We start from the raw sequence: 16,999 nt of genomic DNA on the forward strand, positions 1-16,999 counted from the left end.
CCCACAGGCACCTCCGCAGACCGCCGACGTAGCCTTGAGGCCTTCGCCGCCGAGCCCGAGGGAGTGCCGTGAGCACCACCGAGACCACGTCCGGCCCGCCCACCTGGCGACTGCTCCTCGGCTACGTACGACCGCACCGCTGGACCCTGCTGGCGGGTGCCGTGCTCTCGCTCCTGACCGGGGTCACCGGTCTCCTGCTGCCCCTGGTGGCACGGGAGTTGATCGAGGACCTCTCCCACGACCGCACGATCACCGGCGCGTTGCTCGCCATGTCGGGGCTGGTGATCGCCAACGCGGCGATCGGCGGGCTGGGTTCGTACGTGCTGCGGCGCACCGCGGAGTCGGTGGTCCTCGGCGCCCGGCGCGCCCTGTCGTCGTATCTGCTGCGACTGCGCGTCAGCGCCGTGGACCGCACCGAACCCGGCGACCTCATGGCCAGGATCACCTCCGACACCACGCTGCTGCGCGAGGTCACCACCGACTCGCTCGTGGGCCTGGGCACCGGCGGGCTCACGCTGCTGGCGACCGTCGTGATGATGGCCCTGGTCGACCCGGTGCTGCTGGGGGTCACGCTGGCGGTGATCCTGGCCGCGGGCACGGTCCTCGGTGTGATCGTGCCGCGCATCAACCGGGCCAGCCGGCAGGCCCAGGACGCGGTCGGCGTGATGGGCGCCTCGCTGGAGCGGATCCTCGGCGCGCTGCGCACGGTGAAGGCGTCCGGCGCCGAGCACCGCGAGGAGCGGACCCTGCACGCGGCCGCCGAGGAGTCCTGGCGGCAGAGCGTGCGGGCCGCCAAGTGGGCCGCGGCCGCGGGCAACACGGCGGGACTCGCGATGCAGATCGCCTTCATCACGGTGCTCGCGGTGGGCGGGGCGCGGGTCGCCACCGGGGCGATCGGCGTCGGCACACTGGTGGCCTTCCTGCTGTACGTCTTCTATCTGATGTCGCCGATCCAGCAGGTCGTCGGGGCCATCACGCAGTACCAGACGGGGTCGGCGGCCCTCGCCCGGATCCAGGAGGCGCTCCGGCTGCCCGCCGAACCGGCCGCGCCCGAGGCGCCGTTGCCCACCGAGGGGGCGGAACCCGCCGCCGTCGCCTTCTCCGACGTCCGGTTCCGGTACGCCGACGATCTGCCCCATGTCCACCACGGGGTCTCCTTCGATGTGCCCGCGCGAGGGATGACGGCGTTCGTCGGGCCGTCCGGAGCCGGGAAGACGACGGTGTTCTCGCTGATCGAGCGGTTCTACGATCCCGAGTCCGGGGTGGTGACCCTGGACGGGCGGGATGTCGCGGAGTGGGAGTTGCCGCGGCTGCGGTCCGCGATCGGGTACGTGGAGCAGGACGCGCCCGTGCTGTCGGGGTCGCTGCGGGAGAACCTGCTGCTGGGCAATCCCGACGCGGACGAGGACGCGATCGCTCGCGTGCTGAAGACGACCCGGCTGGACGGGTTGGTGGCCCGGCTGCCCGCCGGGCTGGAGACGCTGGTCGGGCACCGGGGGACCAAGCTGTCGGGCGGGGAGCGGCAACGGGTGGCGATCGCGCGGGCGTTGTTGCGCCGGCCCCGGCTGCTGTTGCTGGACGAGGCCACGTCCCAGCTGGACGCGGTGAACGAGGCGGCGCTGCGGGACACGGTGGCCGATGTCGCGCGCACGACGACCGTCCTGGTGGTCGCGCACCGGCTGTCCACGGTGACCATGGCCGACCGGATCGTCGTGATGGACGCCGGGCGGGTGCGCGCCGTGGGGACGCATCAGGAACTGGTCGCCGGGGATCCGTTGTACGCGGAGCTGGCCGCGACGCAGTTCCTTGCCACGGCCGGCTGAATCCCGGGTCCGCGGTGAGACGTTCCGCCGACGCGTCGAGGGCCGCCCGGTGATCCGGGCGGCCCTCGATGTGTGCGTGCGCGAGCGATCACTCGATCGCGGGGACCAGCCCGGTGACGGGGGCGGCGAGGTCGGTGACCTGGTGCAGTTCGTTCAGCCGGTAAAGGTCGTTGGCCTTGTTGAGCTGCTGGGAGACCTTCGGCATCTCGGCCCTGTGCTCCGCGGGGATGTCGCTCACCGCGAGCGAGTCGAGCATGGCGATCGGGCTGAGCGGGCTCGCGTCCGGGGCGGCCGCGTCGGCCGCGTTCGCGAGGGGGGCGGCGAGACCGGTGACGCCGACGGCGAGACCGACGGCGGCGACGATACGTCGAGTTGAGATCATGTTGTCAGCAACGCCGGCCGGCCGTCCGCGGACACGGCCACCCGGCGCCCCTCACCCGTCAGGCGGAGCGCCCGGACTGCGCTTGCCGTGACCGCCGGGGCGGAGGAGGCTCATAGGAGGAGGCCCCTGCGCGGCCCGTTCCTCGTCGGGCCGCGGCCCTCTCGAAGGAGGTCACCATGGGCACTACCGCAAACACCGGCTTCACCAGCGAAACCCTGCGCCGTGGCGTCGAGGGGAACTCCGCGGCGAATCTTCTGTCGCTCTACGCGGACGACGCCGAGATACGCATCGTCGACCGCAACACGCAACCCAGCCACCCCAAGGTGGTGCACGGCAAGGACGAGATCGGCGCGATGCTCGACGACGTCTACAGCCGCGACATGACACACAAACTGGAAGGGTGCGTCATGGAGGGCGATCACGTCGCCTTCAGCGAATCCTGTCTGTACTCCGACGGCGTCCGCGTCCTGTCGGAGTCCATGCTGACCCTCAAGGACGGCAAGATCACCGAACAGACCATGATCCAGGCCTGGGACGAGTGACGGACGGGTGCCGAGGGTCCGGATCACGATCCGTCGGACCCGGACCCTCTCGGCACGGGTACGGCCTCTCCGGCCTGTCCAGCTCCTCCCGCCTCTTCGGCCTTTTCGACCTGTCCCGCCGCGCTGACCTCGGCGGCCAGGACCATCTTCCGCAGCAGGTCCGCGAGCGTCACCCGCTCCGCCGGGGTCAGCGCCGCGAGCAGGGCGAGTTCGTCCGCCTCCTCCGCGGCGACCTGCTGCTCGAACGCGGCATGCCCGGCGTCGGTGAGCCGGACCCGCACCCTGCGCCGGTCGGCGTCCTCGTGTGTCCTGACGATCAGCCCGGCCTCCTCCAGCGGCGCCAGCCGGGCCGAGAGCGCGCCCCGGGTCAGGCCGAGGTGGTCGGCGAGCAGTGAGGGGCTTCCGGTGTACGGCGGTCCGAGCCGGCGCAGGGTCAGCAGTACCTTGTACTGCCAGTTCCGCAGACCGTCGGAGTCGAGGGTGGCGCGGCGGGCCTGGGAGGCGTGCCGGGCCAGGATGGCCAACCGCGCGAAGATCGCCTCCTTGACCGGGTCCATCCAGTCGAGCTCCCTGGCCCACACCTCGACGTGCCGGTCGACCGAGTCCCGCATTACCCGCCCCCTGCAATGGTTTTCTTGTGGATGGTTTTTCGTCTGACTACTTTCCCCTGCCATGACTGCAAGGACTGCAAGGACTGCAAGGACGAACACCACGAGCACTGCCGTCGAACTCGACGAACTCCTCGCTGCCGCGCGCGAGTTGTCCCTAGCGGGCCGATGGGAGCGGGCGCTGCGCCTCCTGGACTCGGCGAGCTGCGCGACACCTGGGGACCGGGCCCGGCTCGCCTTGGCCGCCGCCGAAGTCGCCCTCCAGAGCGACTGGTTCGGCGGTACGGCCCTCACGGCCACCCGTGCCGAACACGCGGAGAAGCAGGCGCCGAGCACGGGCGGGGGCTCGGGCACAGGCCGGGACCCGGGCTTCGACTGGGACCTCGGTTTCGTACGGCTGCGGCACGACTACCTCCGTCTGCTGCGTGGCGACGGCGCCTTCCGGCCCGGCCCCGAGGGCAAGGACCCCGAGGCGCTCACCGGCCTCCGGCGGCGCGCGCTCGCACTGCGCGAGGACGGTCCTGACGAGGTGCGGCGGGGCTGGGCCTCGATGTACCTGGGGCTGATCGCCGACAACCTCTTCGCCGAGCGCACCGCCGCGCCCGCCCACTACGAGGCCGCCCTGCGCGCGGGCGAGGCGGGCGGGGACGACCTGCTGGCCCGGGAGGCGCTGCGGCACCTCGGCGACCACGACCACGACGACGGCGATCACGTCCGCGCCCTGGAGCGCTGGGAGCGGGCCACCGCGCTCGGCGCGCGGGCCGGGATGGTCCCCGGGGTGCTCACCCAGCAGCTGCTCCTGGCGGTACTGGCCCGGGACGCGGGCGACGAGGCCGGGGCGACGGCGCTGGCCCGGGAGATCGCCCGCTGGGCCGAGGCGATCGGCATGGCCTCCGTACACGCCCAGGCGACCGGCTTCCTCGCCGGGACCGATCCGACGGCCGCGCCCCAGGAGAGCGGGTCCTGACCTCGGCGGAAGGTCGGCTAATCTGTGGTCCGGACCGTGACTGGCGCTGAGGTGGAGCACCACCGTGGAGCGGTCCGCACACCCGATGCCGTGCGCCTGGGCGATTCCTTCGATCGGCTCAGGAGTGGATCATGTCCCAGGCACGGCTCATCGACGGCACCGGGCTCGCCCGGCGGATCGTCGAGGAAACCGCCAAGAAGGCGGCCGATCTCACCGCACGCACGGGCCAGGCGCCCTGTCTCGCAACGGTCCTGGTCGGCGAGGACCCGGCCTCCGTCACCTACGTCCGGATGAAGCGGAACCGCTGCCGCACGGCCGGCATCGAGTCGCGGCACGTGGAACTGCCCGAGGCCACCACCACCGAGGAACTGGTCGGCACCCTGCGGGAGTTGTCGGCCGACCCGTCCGTGCACGGCATCCTGCTCCAGCATCCGATGGGCGCGCACATCGACGAGCGGGCGGCGTTCGAGGCGATCGCGCCGGAGAAGGACGTCGACGGCGTCACCTTCGCCTCCTTCGCGACGATGAGTTTCGGACTGCCGGGCTTCGTGTCGTGCACGCCCGGCGGGATCATGCGGCTCCTCGACGAGTACGACGTCGACCCGGCCGGCAAGCGGGCGGTGGTCGTGGGCCGCAGCGCCATCCTCGGCAAGCCGGCCGGCATGCTGCTGCTCGCCCGGGACGCCACGGTGACCTACTGCCACTCCCGCACGAGCGACCTGTCGGCTGCCGTGCGCGAGGCGGACATCGTGGTCGCCGCGGTGGGCCGCCCCCGACTGATCCGGGGCCAGGACATCAAGCCGGGCGCGGTGGTGATCGACGCCGGCTACAACGCGGGGAACGTCGGTGACGTCGACTTCGACTCCGCGGTGGAGCGGGCCTCGCTGATCACCCCGGTGCCGGGCGGGGTCGGCCCGATGACCATCGCCACGCTGCTGGACCAGACGGTGACGGCGGCCGCCCGGCAGAGCTAATCCGGCTGAGCGTTCGCACGAGGGTGAAGCCAACGGCTGCGGCAGGGGTGAACTGGCCGGTATGCACGGGTCGTTCGCGTCGGAGGCTGGAGCACGACGCCATACTGTCCGGCGTGCGGGTAGCGATCATGACAGCGGGTTCCCGGGGCGACGTGGCCCCCTTCACCGGCCTGGGGCACGGTCTGGCGCGGGCCGGGCACGAGGTCACCCTGGTCACCCACAGCCGTTTCGCGCCTCTGGCGGCCCGGGCCGGCCTGGGGTTCCACGCCCTGCCCGTCGATCCGCGGGCGGAGCTGGAGTCCTCGCGGGGACGGGCCCTGCATCGCAGTACGACCGGCGTGGGCAAGCTGGTGCGGGTGGTCGCGATGGCCCGGACCCTGGCCGTGGAGATGGCCGACGAGCTGGTGACCGCGGCGCGGGGCGGCGACGCACTGCTCCTGTCCGGGTCGGTCGCCCCGCTGGGGCACGCCGTCGCCGAGGGCCTGGGACTGCCCAGCCTGGGTCTCAATCTCCAACCCCTCGCCGCCACGAGGGAGTTCGCGCCGCCCATGCTGGGCATCGGCTCCTGGGGTGCGCTCGGCAACCGGGTCGCCGGGATCGGCCTGAACCTGGCCGTGGAGCAGGTCTTCGCCGCGGCCCTGCCCCCAGTACGCAGCCACCTGGGCCTGCCCCCCATGGGCACGGCCGCGGCGCTGCGGGCCCGGGACCGGCAGGGCTGGCCGGTCCTGCACGGATTCAGCCCGCGCGTGGTCGCCCGGCCCCGGGACTGGCGGCGCGGCCTCGAGGTGGCGGGCTACTGGTGGCCGTACGACGGAGACGAGCCGCTTCCCGACGAGGTGCGGAAGTTCGTCGACGCGGGTCCGCCGCCGGTCTTCGTGGGTCTGGGCAGCGCGACCGTGCCCGATCCCGCCCGGGTCAGCGCCGAGATCGTGCGGGCGCTGCGCCGGGCCGGGCTGCGTGGGGTGATCCAGCGCGGGTGGGCGGGCCTGGCGGCGACCGGGGACGACATGCTGACGATCGACGAGGTACCGCACTCGGCGCTCTTCCCGCACATGGCCGCGGTGGTCCACCACGCGGGCGCGGGGACCACGGCGGCGGGCCTGCGCGCCGGTGTCCCGGCGGTCCCGGTGCCGATCCAGTTCGACGAGAGCTTCTGGGCGGCGCGGCTGGTGGCGCTGGGCGTGGCTCCGAGCGCACTCCCCCTGAGACGCCTGACCGCCGCCACGCTGGCCACGGCACTGACCCGGGCGACGCGGGACGCCGAATGCCGGGCGAGGGCGCAGGTGCTCGGGCGACACATCCGCGAGGAGGACGGCGTGGCACCGGTAGTGGAGGCGGTGAACGCACTGAGGAGGTGAGCGAAGGTGCCGCCAGGGGCGCGGGGAACTGCGTGACCGCCACGACGGCGCCGCACCCACTCACCACCCGCACTGGTCTCAGGCCGCGCCCCACCCCGGCGGCCGCAGAATCCCCAGCAGCTGGCGCACCAGTTCCTCCACGACCTCGTCCAGGGTCGCGTCCACCCACCCCGCGTTCCAGTCGTGCAGCAGGCCGTTCACGCTGCCGATGAACGCCGTCGCCGCGAGCCGGAAGTCACGCGGTGCGGCCTCACCCCGGGCCACCGCCCGTTCCGCCTCGGCGCACACGAGGTCCACCCAGTGCGCCCGACGGGCCAGCCGCTGCTCCTCCAGCCTCGCGCTGACCCCGATGATCTCCACGAACGTGATCCGCACCCGCCGGGGATCGGACGTCACGTTCGCCGCGTACGCGCGGAAGATGGCCGCCGCTCGCTCGGCCAGCGGCAGCTGGTCCGCGTCGGCCACCGCCTCCAGCACGGCCGCCGTCGCCCAGTCGTTGACTTCGAGGTGGAGCGCGGCGAGGACGTCCTCGAGGGTGCGGAACTCCTCGTAGAACTGGCGGGTGGAAAGGCCCGCGGCCTCGCTGAGAGCGGCGACGGTCGTGGCGCGGTAGCCCGGCGTGTCCCCGAAGAGCTGGAGTGCCGCGTCCAGGAAACGGCGGCGGCGCTCGGCCTGCCGCTCCGCGGCGGTCTTGCCGCCGTAGCGACCGGTCGGGGCCCTGAGCCTGCCCGTCACCGCACCTCCCGTTCGGGCCGGAACGTCCGGCCTCCCGTATGAGCGCCAATTTTGTCGTGTACGCAGTCTTGTGGAGAAGGGCACCCCTTCCTTACTTTGCAGTAAGTTCACTCTGAAAGCACGCATCTTCAGATTCACCGCCCTGGCATGCCCACGTCACGAGCCGCCCAGAGGGAGACCCGTCATGCCCGCTATCCGCCCCAGACATCTGTGTGCCATGGCCGCCGCCGTCGTCCTGACCGTCACCGCCCCCGCGACCGCCGCCTCCGCCGCGGACTCCGCCGCCCTGCGCGAGGTGCTGTTCGTGGGCAACAACTGGGACGGCACCGCCGACGTCATCAAGTCGTCCGGCGACCTGGCGAAGATCGGCCGGATCAACGTCATCCCCGACAAGGACGCCCGGATGGCGGAGATCAACGCCGACCCGATCAAGTGGATCTACTTCATGGCGATCCGCAACAGCGTCGGCGAGGGCCACGACCAGTTCGTCGACGACATGTACTCCACCCCGGACGGCAAGTCGGTGGTCGTCTCGCGGCCCAGCTTCGCGGACGTCGTGTCCATCGACCTGGCCACCGGGAACATCAACTGGCGCTTCAAGGTCTCCGGTTACCGCGCGGACCACATGGCGGTGTCCCCCGACGGCACCCGGGTCGCGGTGTCCGCCTCGACCGCGAACACCGTGCACGTGCTGAACATCAACACCGGTCAGCAGCTCGGGTCCTTCGCCACCGGTGACAAGCCGCACGAGAACATCTTCACCAAGGACGGCAAGTACATCTGGAACATGGCGATCGGTGACGTGAACACCGACTCCGACGCCCCGTGGCTGGACTGGACGAAGGGCGACCGCCACATCACGGTGGTGGACGCGACCACGTACAAGCAGGTCAGGACCATCGACATGCGGGACAAGCTGAACGCGATCGGTCTCACGGACTACTCGGACGCGGTCCGGCCGGCGGTGTTCTCGCCCGACGAGTCCAAGCTGTACTTCCAGGTGTCGTTCTTCAACGGCTTCTTCGAGTACGACGTGGCCACCGACAAGATCACCCGCACCAAGACCCTGCCGAAGAACCCGGCGACCAGCGACGACCGCACCACCATGGTCAACGACTCGCGCCACCACGGCATTTCCATGAGCCCGGACGGCAGCAAGCTGTGTGTCGCGGGCACGATGGACGACTACGCGACGGTGGTCAACCGCAGCACCCTCCAGGAGGGCCCGCTGGTCCCCGCCTCGAAGCCGTACTGGGCGACCGTCAGCGGTGACGGCAAGAGCTGTGTGATCTCCGAGAGCGGTGCCGACCAGGTCACCGCGATCGACTTCGCGACCGGGCAGAAGACGGCGTCGGTGGCGGTGGGCGACCACCCGCAGCGGGTGCGCCTCGGTCACGTGGCCGCGAACTGGACGAGCCCGGCCTCGTAGGACCCGTCAGCCGACACCGGCACCGAGACCGCGGGCATCCCGGCGTGCAGCCCCACCGCCGGGGTGCCCGCGCGGCGTTGCAGTGGCGGGGGGATCGGGAGGGGTACTGCGGCACTGGGCGAAGCGCACGGATGCCGGAGCGGCGTCTGCCCCAGCAGGCCGAACCCGAGGAGTCCCGACAGCGGGTGAAGCCGACTCGTCCCCCGGATGCCCTCCGCGCGGCGTAAGCCCCAGCCGGCCGACACGAGAGGACCTGCGGCTCCGCGCCAAGTGAGCACAGCCCCGGGCCCCGGCCGACCCCGTCCCGGCGAAGTCAGCACAGTCCTCGGCCCCCGACCGACCCCGTCCCGGCGAAGTCAGCGGCACTGTCGTCCGCCGTAGCGCAGAAGACGCAGCCGGGCCGGGTGCGCCTCGTCATCGAGACACGCCCGGCCCGGCTTCACGCGCCGTGGACGTCAGCTCAGCTTCTGGCTCACCCACGTGGCGAGTTCGGACCTGGCCGCGCTGAGCAGGGACGCGGACGGCGAGGTCGACCCGTTGGTCACCAGCGCGTAGTGCAGGACGCCGGAGTCCGCGTCGGTGAGCAGGAGCCGGCGGCTGCCCGTGCCGCCCGGTTCGGGAGCGGCGCCGATCGGGGTCGACGAGGTGTACGCCGGCGGGCCGTAGACCGTGCCCAGGTCGGAGACGACCGTGGTCGTCGCGGTCGGGAAGGAGGCGGGGAGATGGAGTTCGGTGGGGGCCGAACCGCTGCCCGAGCGCCACACCAGCAGCGAGTACTGGCCGGAGCCGACCAGCGACGCCACGTTCGGCAGGCTGCTGGGCACCGGGTTCCAGGTCAGGGTCGTGGAGCCGTCGCGTGAGCGGTCCTCGTAGGTGAAGGCGACCGTGGAACCGGAGGTGGCGCTTGGGTAGAGCCGGTCGAGCAGCCGGCCGTCCTGGCGGAGCACCGCCGTACCGGAGTCGTCGAGCTTCACGGCCGACAGGTCCTCGTCGTTCCAGGCGTCACCCGAGGTCATGACCTTGTCGGGGTTGTCGTTCATCAGCTCGTGGTGGCGGCCGTTGTAGATGTCCCACTGCCATTGGGACCCGGACAGCACCGGCCCCGAACTCGCGGGCGTGGACCACCAGTTGGCGCCCTTCACCCGGGAGTCGAGGGCCTGGTACATGGCCTTGAGGACGGTCGGCGCCTTTCCGGCGGTGGAGCCGTTCAGCGGGTGCCCGAACTCGCTGACCACGGACGTGGTCCCGAGCGCCGCGGCCCGGTCGCGGACCGTGCCGAAGTCGCCCACGTACTGGCCGTCCGAGGCGTTGCCCCACATCAGGATGCCGGAGATGGCCTTCTGGTCGTAGAAGTGGGTGTTGAAGACGTACCTGGAGCCGATCGTGCCCGCGTCCAGCAGCCCGCCCTCCTCCTTGCTGACGTTGCCGTTCCAGAAGAGGTTCGGCTCGACCATGGCGGGCTTGTCCGTCCAGCCCGCCGCGTCCATCCGGGCCCGGAACTTCACGTAGAAGGGCCACAGCACGTCCCGTTCCCAGGTGCGGCTGTTCTGGCCGGAGTCGTACTTGCCCGCGTAGGGCTCGTTGTAGGGGTCGAAGCCCACGACACCGGCGAACTCCTCGGCACTGAGGTTCGCCTTGATGTACGTCATGGTCTTCTGGGCGGTGGCCAGGAAGTAGTCCTGGAGGCCGTAGTTGTTGTGCCAGAAGTCGTACTGGCCTGCCTTCACCGCCCCGTTCGAGGTGATGTTCTGGCCCCACATGATGCAGATCCCGCAGGACTCGGCGGGGTAGTTGCCGAGCGCCACCGCCCACGCGGGGGCGCCGTCGCCGGTGTACCAGCTGCCCGAGTTGAACAGCCAGCGCGAGTACAGGTCCTGATGGAAGTCGGGGTAGACGCGGATGCCCGCGTCGAGGAACGCGCGCATCTGCGCGGTGGCGGCCGCCAGGTACGTGGTGTCCACCTGGCCCTTCACCGGTTCCGCGTAGGCCCAGGACAGCAGGAAGCGCACGGAGTTGCCGCCGCCGAGGGCTCTGAGGGCGGTCGCCGACTTCTTGGCGTCGGCCACCGAGGCGAAGGGCAGGCCCTTGTTCTCGGCGAGCTTGGTCTCGCCGGAGACGTTGTAGCCGCGCAGCACGACCTCGCGGCCGTTGCCGTCGACGAAGCGGCCGTTCGCCACGGTGAGGGCGGTGCCGTCGAAGGACAGGGAGTCGGCGATGGTGGCGGCGGAGGCGGACGGGGTGCCCGCGACCGTCAGGAATCCGCAGAGGACAACCAGAACAACGAGCAGACGCGCACGCATATTCGGCATGTCCATAACAGTCCGACTCATCCGGCACACCGTCAACACTTATGACTGATGAGTAAGTTTCAGCTTTTTCGGGTAGGGGTCGCCCGATACGGGACCGGCCCGTGGGTGACCGCCGCGTAGTACCCGAAGGCGCTCTCCATCTCGCCCTCGCCGCGGGTCAGTCCGGGCAGCCGCTGCTCCATCTCGTGCAACCGGGCCGCCGGAACCACTCCTTCCACCCCACAGGCGGCCCCGCGGACCTCGGTCGTCTCCGGTACGGCCCGTAGCGCGGCCAGCACCGGGAGCAGGGCTCCGAGGGTGTCGGCCGGGGCCTCGACACGGAACCGGTGCAGGGGTTCATGGACCCGGGTGCCCGCCCTGCGCAGCGCCTGGGCGAGGACCAGCGGGGTGACGCCCCGGAAGTCGGCGCCGGTGCTGGACATGCTCTTGTTGAAGCCCTGGTGGGCGTGGCTCTGCCGGGGCGAGTACCCGCAGTGCGTCATGGTGACGGTGCAGTCGGGGACGGGCCAGCCGTACATGCCCTGCCCGAGGGTCTCGCGCACGGTGTCCTCGACGGCCCTGAAGAACGCGTACGGCATGGCACCCAGCTCCACCTCCAGCCGGAACTCCACTCCGGAGCCCACCGGGGCCGGCTCCACGCGCAGGCCGACGGTGGCGAGGAACGGGTTGCCGCCCTGCTTGTTGAACTCGACCGCCGAGCCGGTGCCGACCAGCCTCTCGACACACAGCGGGGTGGTCTCGCGGAAGGTGACGTCGAGCCCGAACTCCTCGGCGAGGGTGGCCTGGACGACCTCCTTCTGGACCTCGCCGTAGAGGGAGACGGAGGTCTCCTGGCGGACTTCGTCGTGCCGCAGGCCGATCAGCGGGTCCTGCTCGGCGAGTTGGGTGAGGGCGAGGTGGAGGGACCGGGTGTCGGTGTCCGGGCCCGGCACGACGACCGTTTCGAGGGTGGGCGGTGCGAAGAACTGGCCGTGCGTCTTGCGGGGTGCGCCGAGGGTGTCGCCGATCCGGACGCCGGTCAGCCCCCACAGCTTGGCGATCCGGCCCGCGGGGACCTTGTCCTCGCGCCTCTCGGTTCCGCCGTCGAAGACGCCGATCGCGGTGACCAGGCCCTCCGCGCGGGACTCGCCGAACGGCACCCGGTCGCGCGTGCGGAGGGTGCCGGAGAACATCCGCGTGTACGCGACCTTCTCCCCCGCCGGCCCCCGCTCGACCTTGAACACCGTGCCGGAGACGGGCCCTTCGGGATCTCCGTCCGCGGCGGGCAGCAGTTCCTTGATCCCGGTGATCAGTTCCGGCACGCCCGCGCCGGTGACCGCGGACCCGAAGTACACCGGGTGCACGAGGGCCTGCCGGGTCTGTGCCACGAGTGCCCTGCGCAGCAGCCCCGCGTCGACCCGCTCCTCCACACAGGCCGCCAGCAGGTCGTCGTCATGGTCCGCGAGGACGTCGTAAGCGCCGATCGCGGGGCGGAATCGGGCCTCGCGGGTGCCGAGTGCGGACACCGTCCCCATGGGCACGATCGCCGGGGTGAGCCGCTCGGCGAGGGACCGCAGGAGGTCCTCGTGGCGCGCTCCCCGTCGGTCGATCTTGTTGACGAACACGAGGGTCGGGATGCGCAGCCGCTGCAGCGTCCGCATCAGGACCCGGGTCTGCGCCTGGACGCCCTCGACGGCCGAGACGACCAGGACCGCTCCGTCGAGCACGCCGAGGACGCGCTCCACCTCGGCGATGAAGTCGGGGTGCCCGGGGGTGTCGATGAGGTTGACGGTGACGTCGTCGACCGCGAAGGAGACGACGGCGGACTTGATGGTGATGCCACGCCGGCGCTCCAGCGCGAGGGTGTCGGTCTGTGTGCTGCCGGCGTCGACGCTGCCGATCTCGTCGATGACTCCGACCGAGTGCAGCAGCCGCTCGGTCAGGCTGGTCTTACCGGCGTCGACGTGGGCGAGGATCCCGAGGTTGAGCAGGTGCACGAAGCGTCATGTCCTTTGGAGAGAGGGAGATTCCTTCCGGGGTGGACATGGACGCAGTGCGCATGACGGCTCCTGGATCGTGCGACGGCAGAGACCTCTGAAGTGCACCAGGCACGAACCGGACACGGCAACGGATTAACGCTCAACCAGTCCCGTCCCGCCCCTCGCCCCCTCCCCGGAGCAGTCCTAGAGTGACGCACATCACGTCCGTGGTCCTGGGAGGGCACATGACCCGTATCTCGGTGAAGGTGGACGGCACGGTGTATCAGGACGAGGTGGAGCCTCGTCTTCTGCTGATCCACTACCTGCGTGACCGGCTGGGTCTGACCGGCACCCCGATCGGCTGCGACACCTCCAACTGCGGTGCCTGCACGGTCGATCTGGACGGGGCGAGCGTCAAGAGCTGCTCGGTGCTCGCCGTCCAGGCCGACGGGAGCGAAGTGACCACGGTCGAGGGGCTCGCCACGGACGGCGAGTGGACCGGCCTCCAGCGCGCCTTCCACGAGCGGCACGCGCTCCAGTGCGGCTACTGCACCCCCGGCATGCTCATGGCCGCGCGCGACCTGCTGCGCGAGAACCCGCATCCGACCCCGGACGAGGTGCGGCACGCCCTGGAGGGCAACCTGTGCCGCTGCACGGGCTACCAGAACATCGTGCGGGCCGTCCTGGCCGCGGCCGACGAGGGGGTGACGACATGAGCGAGGTCGGCACCGCCCGGCTCCGCAAGGAGGACGCCCGGCTCGTCACCGGACAGACCCGCTGGACCGACAACATCGACACCACCGGCCTGCTCCACCTGGCGATCCTGCGCAGCCCCATGGCCCACGCGCGCGTGGACCGCGTCGACGTCTCCCCTGCACTCGAACGGCCCGGTGTGGTCGCCGCGTTCAGCGGCGCCGACCTCGCGGACGGCCTGGGCTCGCTGCCCTGCGCCTGGCCGGTGACCGAGGACATCGTGCTGCCCGACCATCCGCCGATCGCCGTCGACGAGGTGCGCTACGCCGGTGACCCGGTGGCCGTGGTCGTGGCCCGCGACCGGTACGCGGCCGCCGACGCCCTGGAGGCGGTCGAGGTCGACTACACCCCGCTGCCCCCGGTCCTGGACCTGGAGGCCGCACTCGCCGAGGGCGCCCCACTGGTCCACTCCGACAAGGGCACCAACCGCTGCTACGACTGGCCCCTGCGCACCGGCGAGGACTTCGAGGCGGTACGGCGGCGCGCCGAGGTCACGCTCAGGCGCCGCTACCACCAGCAGCGGCTCATCCCCAACGCGATGGAGCCGCGGGCGGTCGTCGTCACCCCGGTCGCCGCCGCCGACGAGTACACCGTGTACTCCTCCACCCAGATCCCGCACATCCTCCGGGTCATGCTTGCCGTCGTCACCGGCGTCCCCGAGCACAGGCTGCGGGTGGTCGCCCCCGACGTGGGCGGCGGCTTCGGCTCCAAACTCCAGGTGTACGGCGAGGAGGCGATCGCCCTCACGGTCGCGCGGCGCCTCGGGCGACCGGTGAAGTGGACCGAGTCCCGCTCGGAGGGCTACCTGGCGACGCACCACGGCCGGGGCATGATCCAGGACATCGAGATCGCCGCGACCCGCGACGGGCGACTCCTGGGCCTCAAGGCCGACCTGCTGGTCGACATGGGCGCCTACCTGATGCTGGTCACCCCCGGCATCCCGATCCTGGGCGCGTTCATGTACCCGGGCATCTACAAGATGGACTCCTACGAGCTGAACGTCACCGGCGTCTTCACGACCAGGACGCCGACCGACGCCTACCGCGGTGCCGGGCGCCCGGAGGCGACGTACGCCATCGAGCGGATCATGGACGAGCTGGCCGTCGAACTCGGCCTGGACCCGGTGGAGTTGCGGCGCCGGAACTGGATCCGGCACGAGGAGTTCCCGTACACCACGATCGCGGGGCTGACCTACGACAGCGGCAACTACGAGGCGGCGACCGACAAGGCGCTCGCGCTGTTCGACTACGACAAGCTGCGTGCCGAGCAGGCGGACCGCAGCCGGCGGGGCGACACCGTGCGGCTCGGGATCGGCGTGTCGACGTACACCGAGATGTGCGGGCTGGCGCCGAGCCGGGTGCTGCGGGACCTCCGGTACGCGGCCGGTGGCTGGGAGGCGGCGAGCGTGCGCATGCTGCCGACCGGGAAGGTCGAGGTGGTCACCGGGACGAGTCCGCACGGACAGGGGCACGTGACCAGCTGGAGCCAGATCGCCGCCGACGTGCTCGGGGTGCCCTTCGACGACGTGCAGGTCGTGCACGGCGACACCAAGGCGGCCCCGCAGGGCATGGACACCTACGGCTCGCGCTCGCTCGTCGTCGGCGGCACCGCCGTGCACCACGCGGCCACGAAGGTGGTCGACAAGGCACGCAAGGTCGCCGCCCATCTGCTCGAGGCGAGCGAGCGGGACCTGGAGTTCGCGGACGGCGTCTTCTCCGTGAAGGGCTCGCCGGACGCGCGCAGGACGATCCAGGAGGTCGCCTTCGAGACGTTCACCTCGCACGACCTGCCCGACGGAGTGGAACCGACCATCAACGCGGGCCACTTGACCGACCCGGACAACTTCTCCTACCCGCACGGCACCCATCTGTGCGCGGTGGAGGTCGACACCGAGACCGGGCGGACCAGGATCAGGTCGTACGTCGCCGTCGACGACGTCGGCCGGGTCGTCAACCCGATGATCGTCGAGGGCCAGGTGCACGGCGGACTCGCGCAGGGCATCGCGCAGGCCCTGTACGAGGAGGCGGTCTACGACGACGAGGGCAACCTGGTCTCCGGGACGATGGCCGACTACCTGGTGCCGTCGGCCCCCGACCTGCCCGAGTTCGTGACCGACCGCACGGAGACGCCCGCGACGACGAACCCCCTGGGTGTGAAGGGAGTCGGCGAGGCGGGCACCATCGCCTCCACCCCGGCCGTCGTCGGCGCGATCGTGGACGCCCTGCGCCCGCTGGGCGTGCGCGACGTGCGGATGCCCTGCACGCCCGAGCGGGTCTGGCAGGCCCTGAAGGAGGCCTCGGCATGATTCCCCCGACCTTCGACTACGCCCGCCCGAGCAGCGTCGAGGACGCGGTGCGCGTCCTCGCGGAGGGTGGCGAGGACGCCAAGGTGCTGGCCGGCGGACAGAGCCTGCTGCCCCTGCTGCGGCTGCGGCTCGCCTTCCCCGAACTGGTCGTGGACGTGGGCCGCGTGCCCGGGCTCACCGGGGTCCGCGAGGAGGGCGACACGCTGGTCGTCGGCGCCCTGACCACCCACCACGACGTGGTCCGCGACCCGCTGGTCCGCCGGCACGCGGGCCTCCTCGCCGCCGCGACGGCCGGGGTCGGCGATCCCGCCGTACGGCATCGGGGCACCCTCGGCGGTTCCCTGGCGCACGCCGACCCGGCCGGTGACCTGCCCGCCGTCGCGCTCGCCCTGGACGCCGAGCTGGTGGCCGTGGGGCCGGGCGGCCGGCGCGCGATCCCCGCGCGGGAGTTCTTCGTCGACTACCTCCAGACCGCGCTGGAGCCCGACGAGCTCCTGGTGGAGATCCGGATCCCGAAGACCGACGGCTGGGGCTTCCACTACGAGAAGTTCCACCGGGTGGCGCAGTCCTGGGCGGTCGTCGGGGTGGCCGCACTGGTGCGGCGCGACGACGGGCACATCGCCGAGGCCAGGATCGGGCTCACCAACATGGGCTCCACTCCCCTGCGCGCCACGGCGACCGAGGAGGCGCTGACCGGCGCCGGGGACCCCCCGGCCGTGGCTCGGGCCGCGGAGTCGGCGGCGGAGGGGACCCGGCCCCCGCGGGACCTGTCGGGGTCGCCCGAGTACCGGGCGCACCTCGCGCGGGTGCTGACCGGGCGGGCGGTGCTGGCCGCCGCCGGGATGGGGTGAGCGGG

The 16,999-nt window shown here is 71.6% G+C and carries 14 protein-coding genes and 1 riboswitch; of the genes, 9 read left to right on the forward strand and 5 right to left on the reverse strand.

Going from position 1 to position 16,999, the window contains the following annotated elements; translation table 11 throughout:
• The first annotated feature begins 68 nt into the window (after positions 1 to 68).
• Positions 69 to 1,823, forward strand: coding sequence for an ABC transporter ATP-binding protein (locus OHN19_RS02580; RefSeq protein ID WP_330262515.1), 1,755 nt, complete (start codon positions 69 to 71; stop codon positions 1,821 to 1,823).
• 88 nt (positions 1,824 to 1,911) lie between these two features.
• Here the strand turns inward: OHN19_RS02580 and OHN19_RS02585 are convergent, their stop codons facing one another.
• The gene (locus OHN19_RS02585) at positions 1,912 to 2,205 is read right to left on the reverse strand and encodes a hypothetical protein (protein ID WP_330262516.1); all 294 of its coding nucleotides are present in this window, start codon (positions 2,203 to 2,205) and stop codon (positions 1,912 to 1,914) included.
• A 176-nt stretch (positions 2,206 to 2,381) separates the two neighbouring features.
• Here OHN19_RS02585 and OHN19_RS02590 point away from each other — a divergent pair, with 176 nt between their 5' ends.
• Positions 2,382 to 2,747, forward strand: a complete 366-nt coding sequence (locus OHN19_RS02590; protein ID WP_330262517.1) for a nuclear transport factor 2 family protein — start codon at positions 2,382 to 2,384, stop codon at positions 2,745 to 2,747.
• A 23-nt stretch (positions 2,748 to 2,770) separates the two neighbouring features.
• Here the strand turns inward: OHN19_RS02590 and OHN19_RS02595 are convergent, their stop codons facing one another.
• A complete protein-coding gene (locus tag OHN19_RS02595; protein WP_330262518.1) occupies positions 2,771 to 3,358 on the reverse strand; it encodes a MarR family winged helix-turn-helix transcriptional regulator in 588 nt (195 codons plus the stop codon).
• Between the two features lie 61 nt (positions 3,359 to 3,419).
• On the opposite strand from OHN19_RS02595, the gene OHN19_RS02600 reads away from it, so the two are divergent.
• The 3 genes from OHN19_RS02600 (at position 3,420) to OHN19_RS02610 (ending at position 6,654) form a co-directional block, all read left to right on the forward strand.
• Positions 3,420 to 4,322 carry a hypothetical protein gene (locus OHN19_RS02600; protein ID WP_330262519.1) on the forward strand — a complete coding sequence of 301 codons (903 nt, stop codon included), beginning with the start codon at positions 3,420 to 3,422 and terminating at the stop codon, positions 4,320 to 4,322.
• 26 nt (positions 4,323 to 4,348) lie between these two features.
• Positions 4,349 to 4,431, forward strand: a riboswitch (ZMP/ZTP riboswitch).
• Between the two features lie 22 nt (positions 4,432 to 4,453).
• Entirely contained in the window at positions 4,454 to 5,296 is an 843-nt protein-coding gene (locus OHN19_RS02605) for a bifunctional 5,10-methylenetetrahydrofolate dehydrogenase/5,10-methenyltetrahydrofolate cyclohydrolase (protein ID WP_330262520.1), read from the forward strand.
• A 128-nt stretch (positions 5,297 to 5,424) separates the two neighbouring features.
• Positions 5,425 to 6,654: a glycosyltransferase gene (locus OHN19_RS02610; RefSeq protein ID WP_330262521.1), complete on the forward strand. Its 1,230-nt coding sequence runs from the start codon at positions 5,425 to 5,427 to the stop codon at positions 6,652 to 6,654.
• A 78-nt stretch (positions 6,655 to 6,732) separates the two neighbouring features.
• Here OHN19_RS02610 and OHN19_RS02615 read toward each other — a convergent pair whose 3' ends face one another.
• The gene (locus OHN19_RS02615; RefSeq protein ID WP_330262522.1) at positions 6,733 to 7,389 is read right to left on the reverse strand and encodes a TetR/AcrR family transcriptional regulator; all 657 of its coding nucleotides are present in this window, start codon (positions 7,387 to 7,389) and stop codon (positions 6,733 to 6,735) included.
• Between the two features lie 184 nt (positions 7,390 to 7,573).
• Here OHN19_RS02615 and OHN19_RS02620 point away from each other — a divergent pair, with 184 nt between their 5' ends.
• Entirely contained in the window at positions 7,574 to 8,818 is a 1,245-nt protein-coding gene (locus tag OHN19_RS02620; RefSeq protein WP_330262523.1) for a YncE family protein, read from the forward strand.
• A 455-nt stretch (positions 8,819 to 9,273) separates the two neighbouring features.
• On the opposite strand, the gene OHN19_RS02625 is transcribed toward OHN19_RS02620, so the two are convergent.
• Positions 9,274 to 11,133 (reverse strand): endoglycosylceramidase, encoded by a 1,860-nt coding sequence (locus OHN19_RS02625; protein ID WP_330262524.1) that lies wholly within the window; start codon positions 11,131 to 11,133, stop codon positions 9,274 to 9,276.
• 53 nt (positions 11,134 to 11,186) lie between these two features.
• A complete protein-coding gene (locus OHN19_RS02630; protein ID WP_330262525.1) occupies positions 11,187 to 13,103 on the reverse strand; it encodes a translation factor GTPase family protein in 1,917 nt (638 codons plus the stop codon).
• A gap of 227 nt (positions 13,104 to 13,330) precedes the next feature.
• On the opposite strand from OHN19_RS02630, the gene OHN19_RS02635 reads away from it, so the two are divergent.
• Genes OHN19_RS02635 through OHN19_RS02645 form a run of 3 tightly spaced genes read left to right on the forward strand, consistent with a single transcriptional unit; the run spans position 13,331 to position 16,994 of the window.
• Complete coding sequence (locus OHN19_RS02635) at positions 13,331 to 13,801, forward strand: (2Fe-2S)-binding protein (RefSeq protein ID WP_330262526.1); 471 nt, start codon at positions 13,331 to 13,333, stop codon at positions 13,799 to 13,801.
• Complete coding sequence (locus OHN19_RS02640; RefSeq protein ID WP_330262527.1) at positions 13,798 to 16,143, forward strand: xanthine dehydrogenase family protein molybdopterin-binding subunit; 2,346 nt, start codon at positions 13,798 to 13,800, stop codon at positions 16,141 to 16,143. Before OHN19_RS02635 ends, OHN19_RS02640 begins: the two co-directional genes overlap by 4 nt.
• Positions 16,140 to 16,994 (forward strand): xanthine dehydrogenase family protein subunit M, encoded by an 855-nt coding sequence (locus OHN19_RS02645; RefSeq protein WP_330262528.1) that lies wholly within the window; start codon positions 16,140 to 16,142, stop codon positions 16,992 to 16,994. The genes OHN19_RS02640 and OHN19_RS02645 overlap by 4 nt, the downstream gene beginning before the upstream one ends.
• Positions 16,995 to 16,999: the final 5 nt, after the last annotated feature.

Origin of the sequence: Streptomyces griseorubiginosus (genome assembly GCF_036345115.1) — a bacterium.
GTDB classification, from domain to species: Bacteria; Actinomycetota; Actinomycetes; order Streptomycetales; family Streptomycetaceae; genus Streptomyces; species Streptomyces griseorubiginosus_C.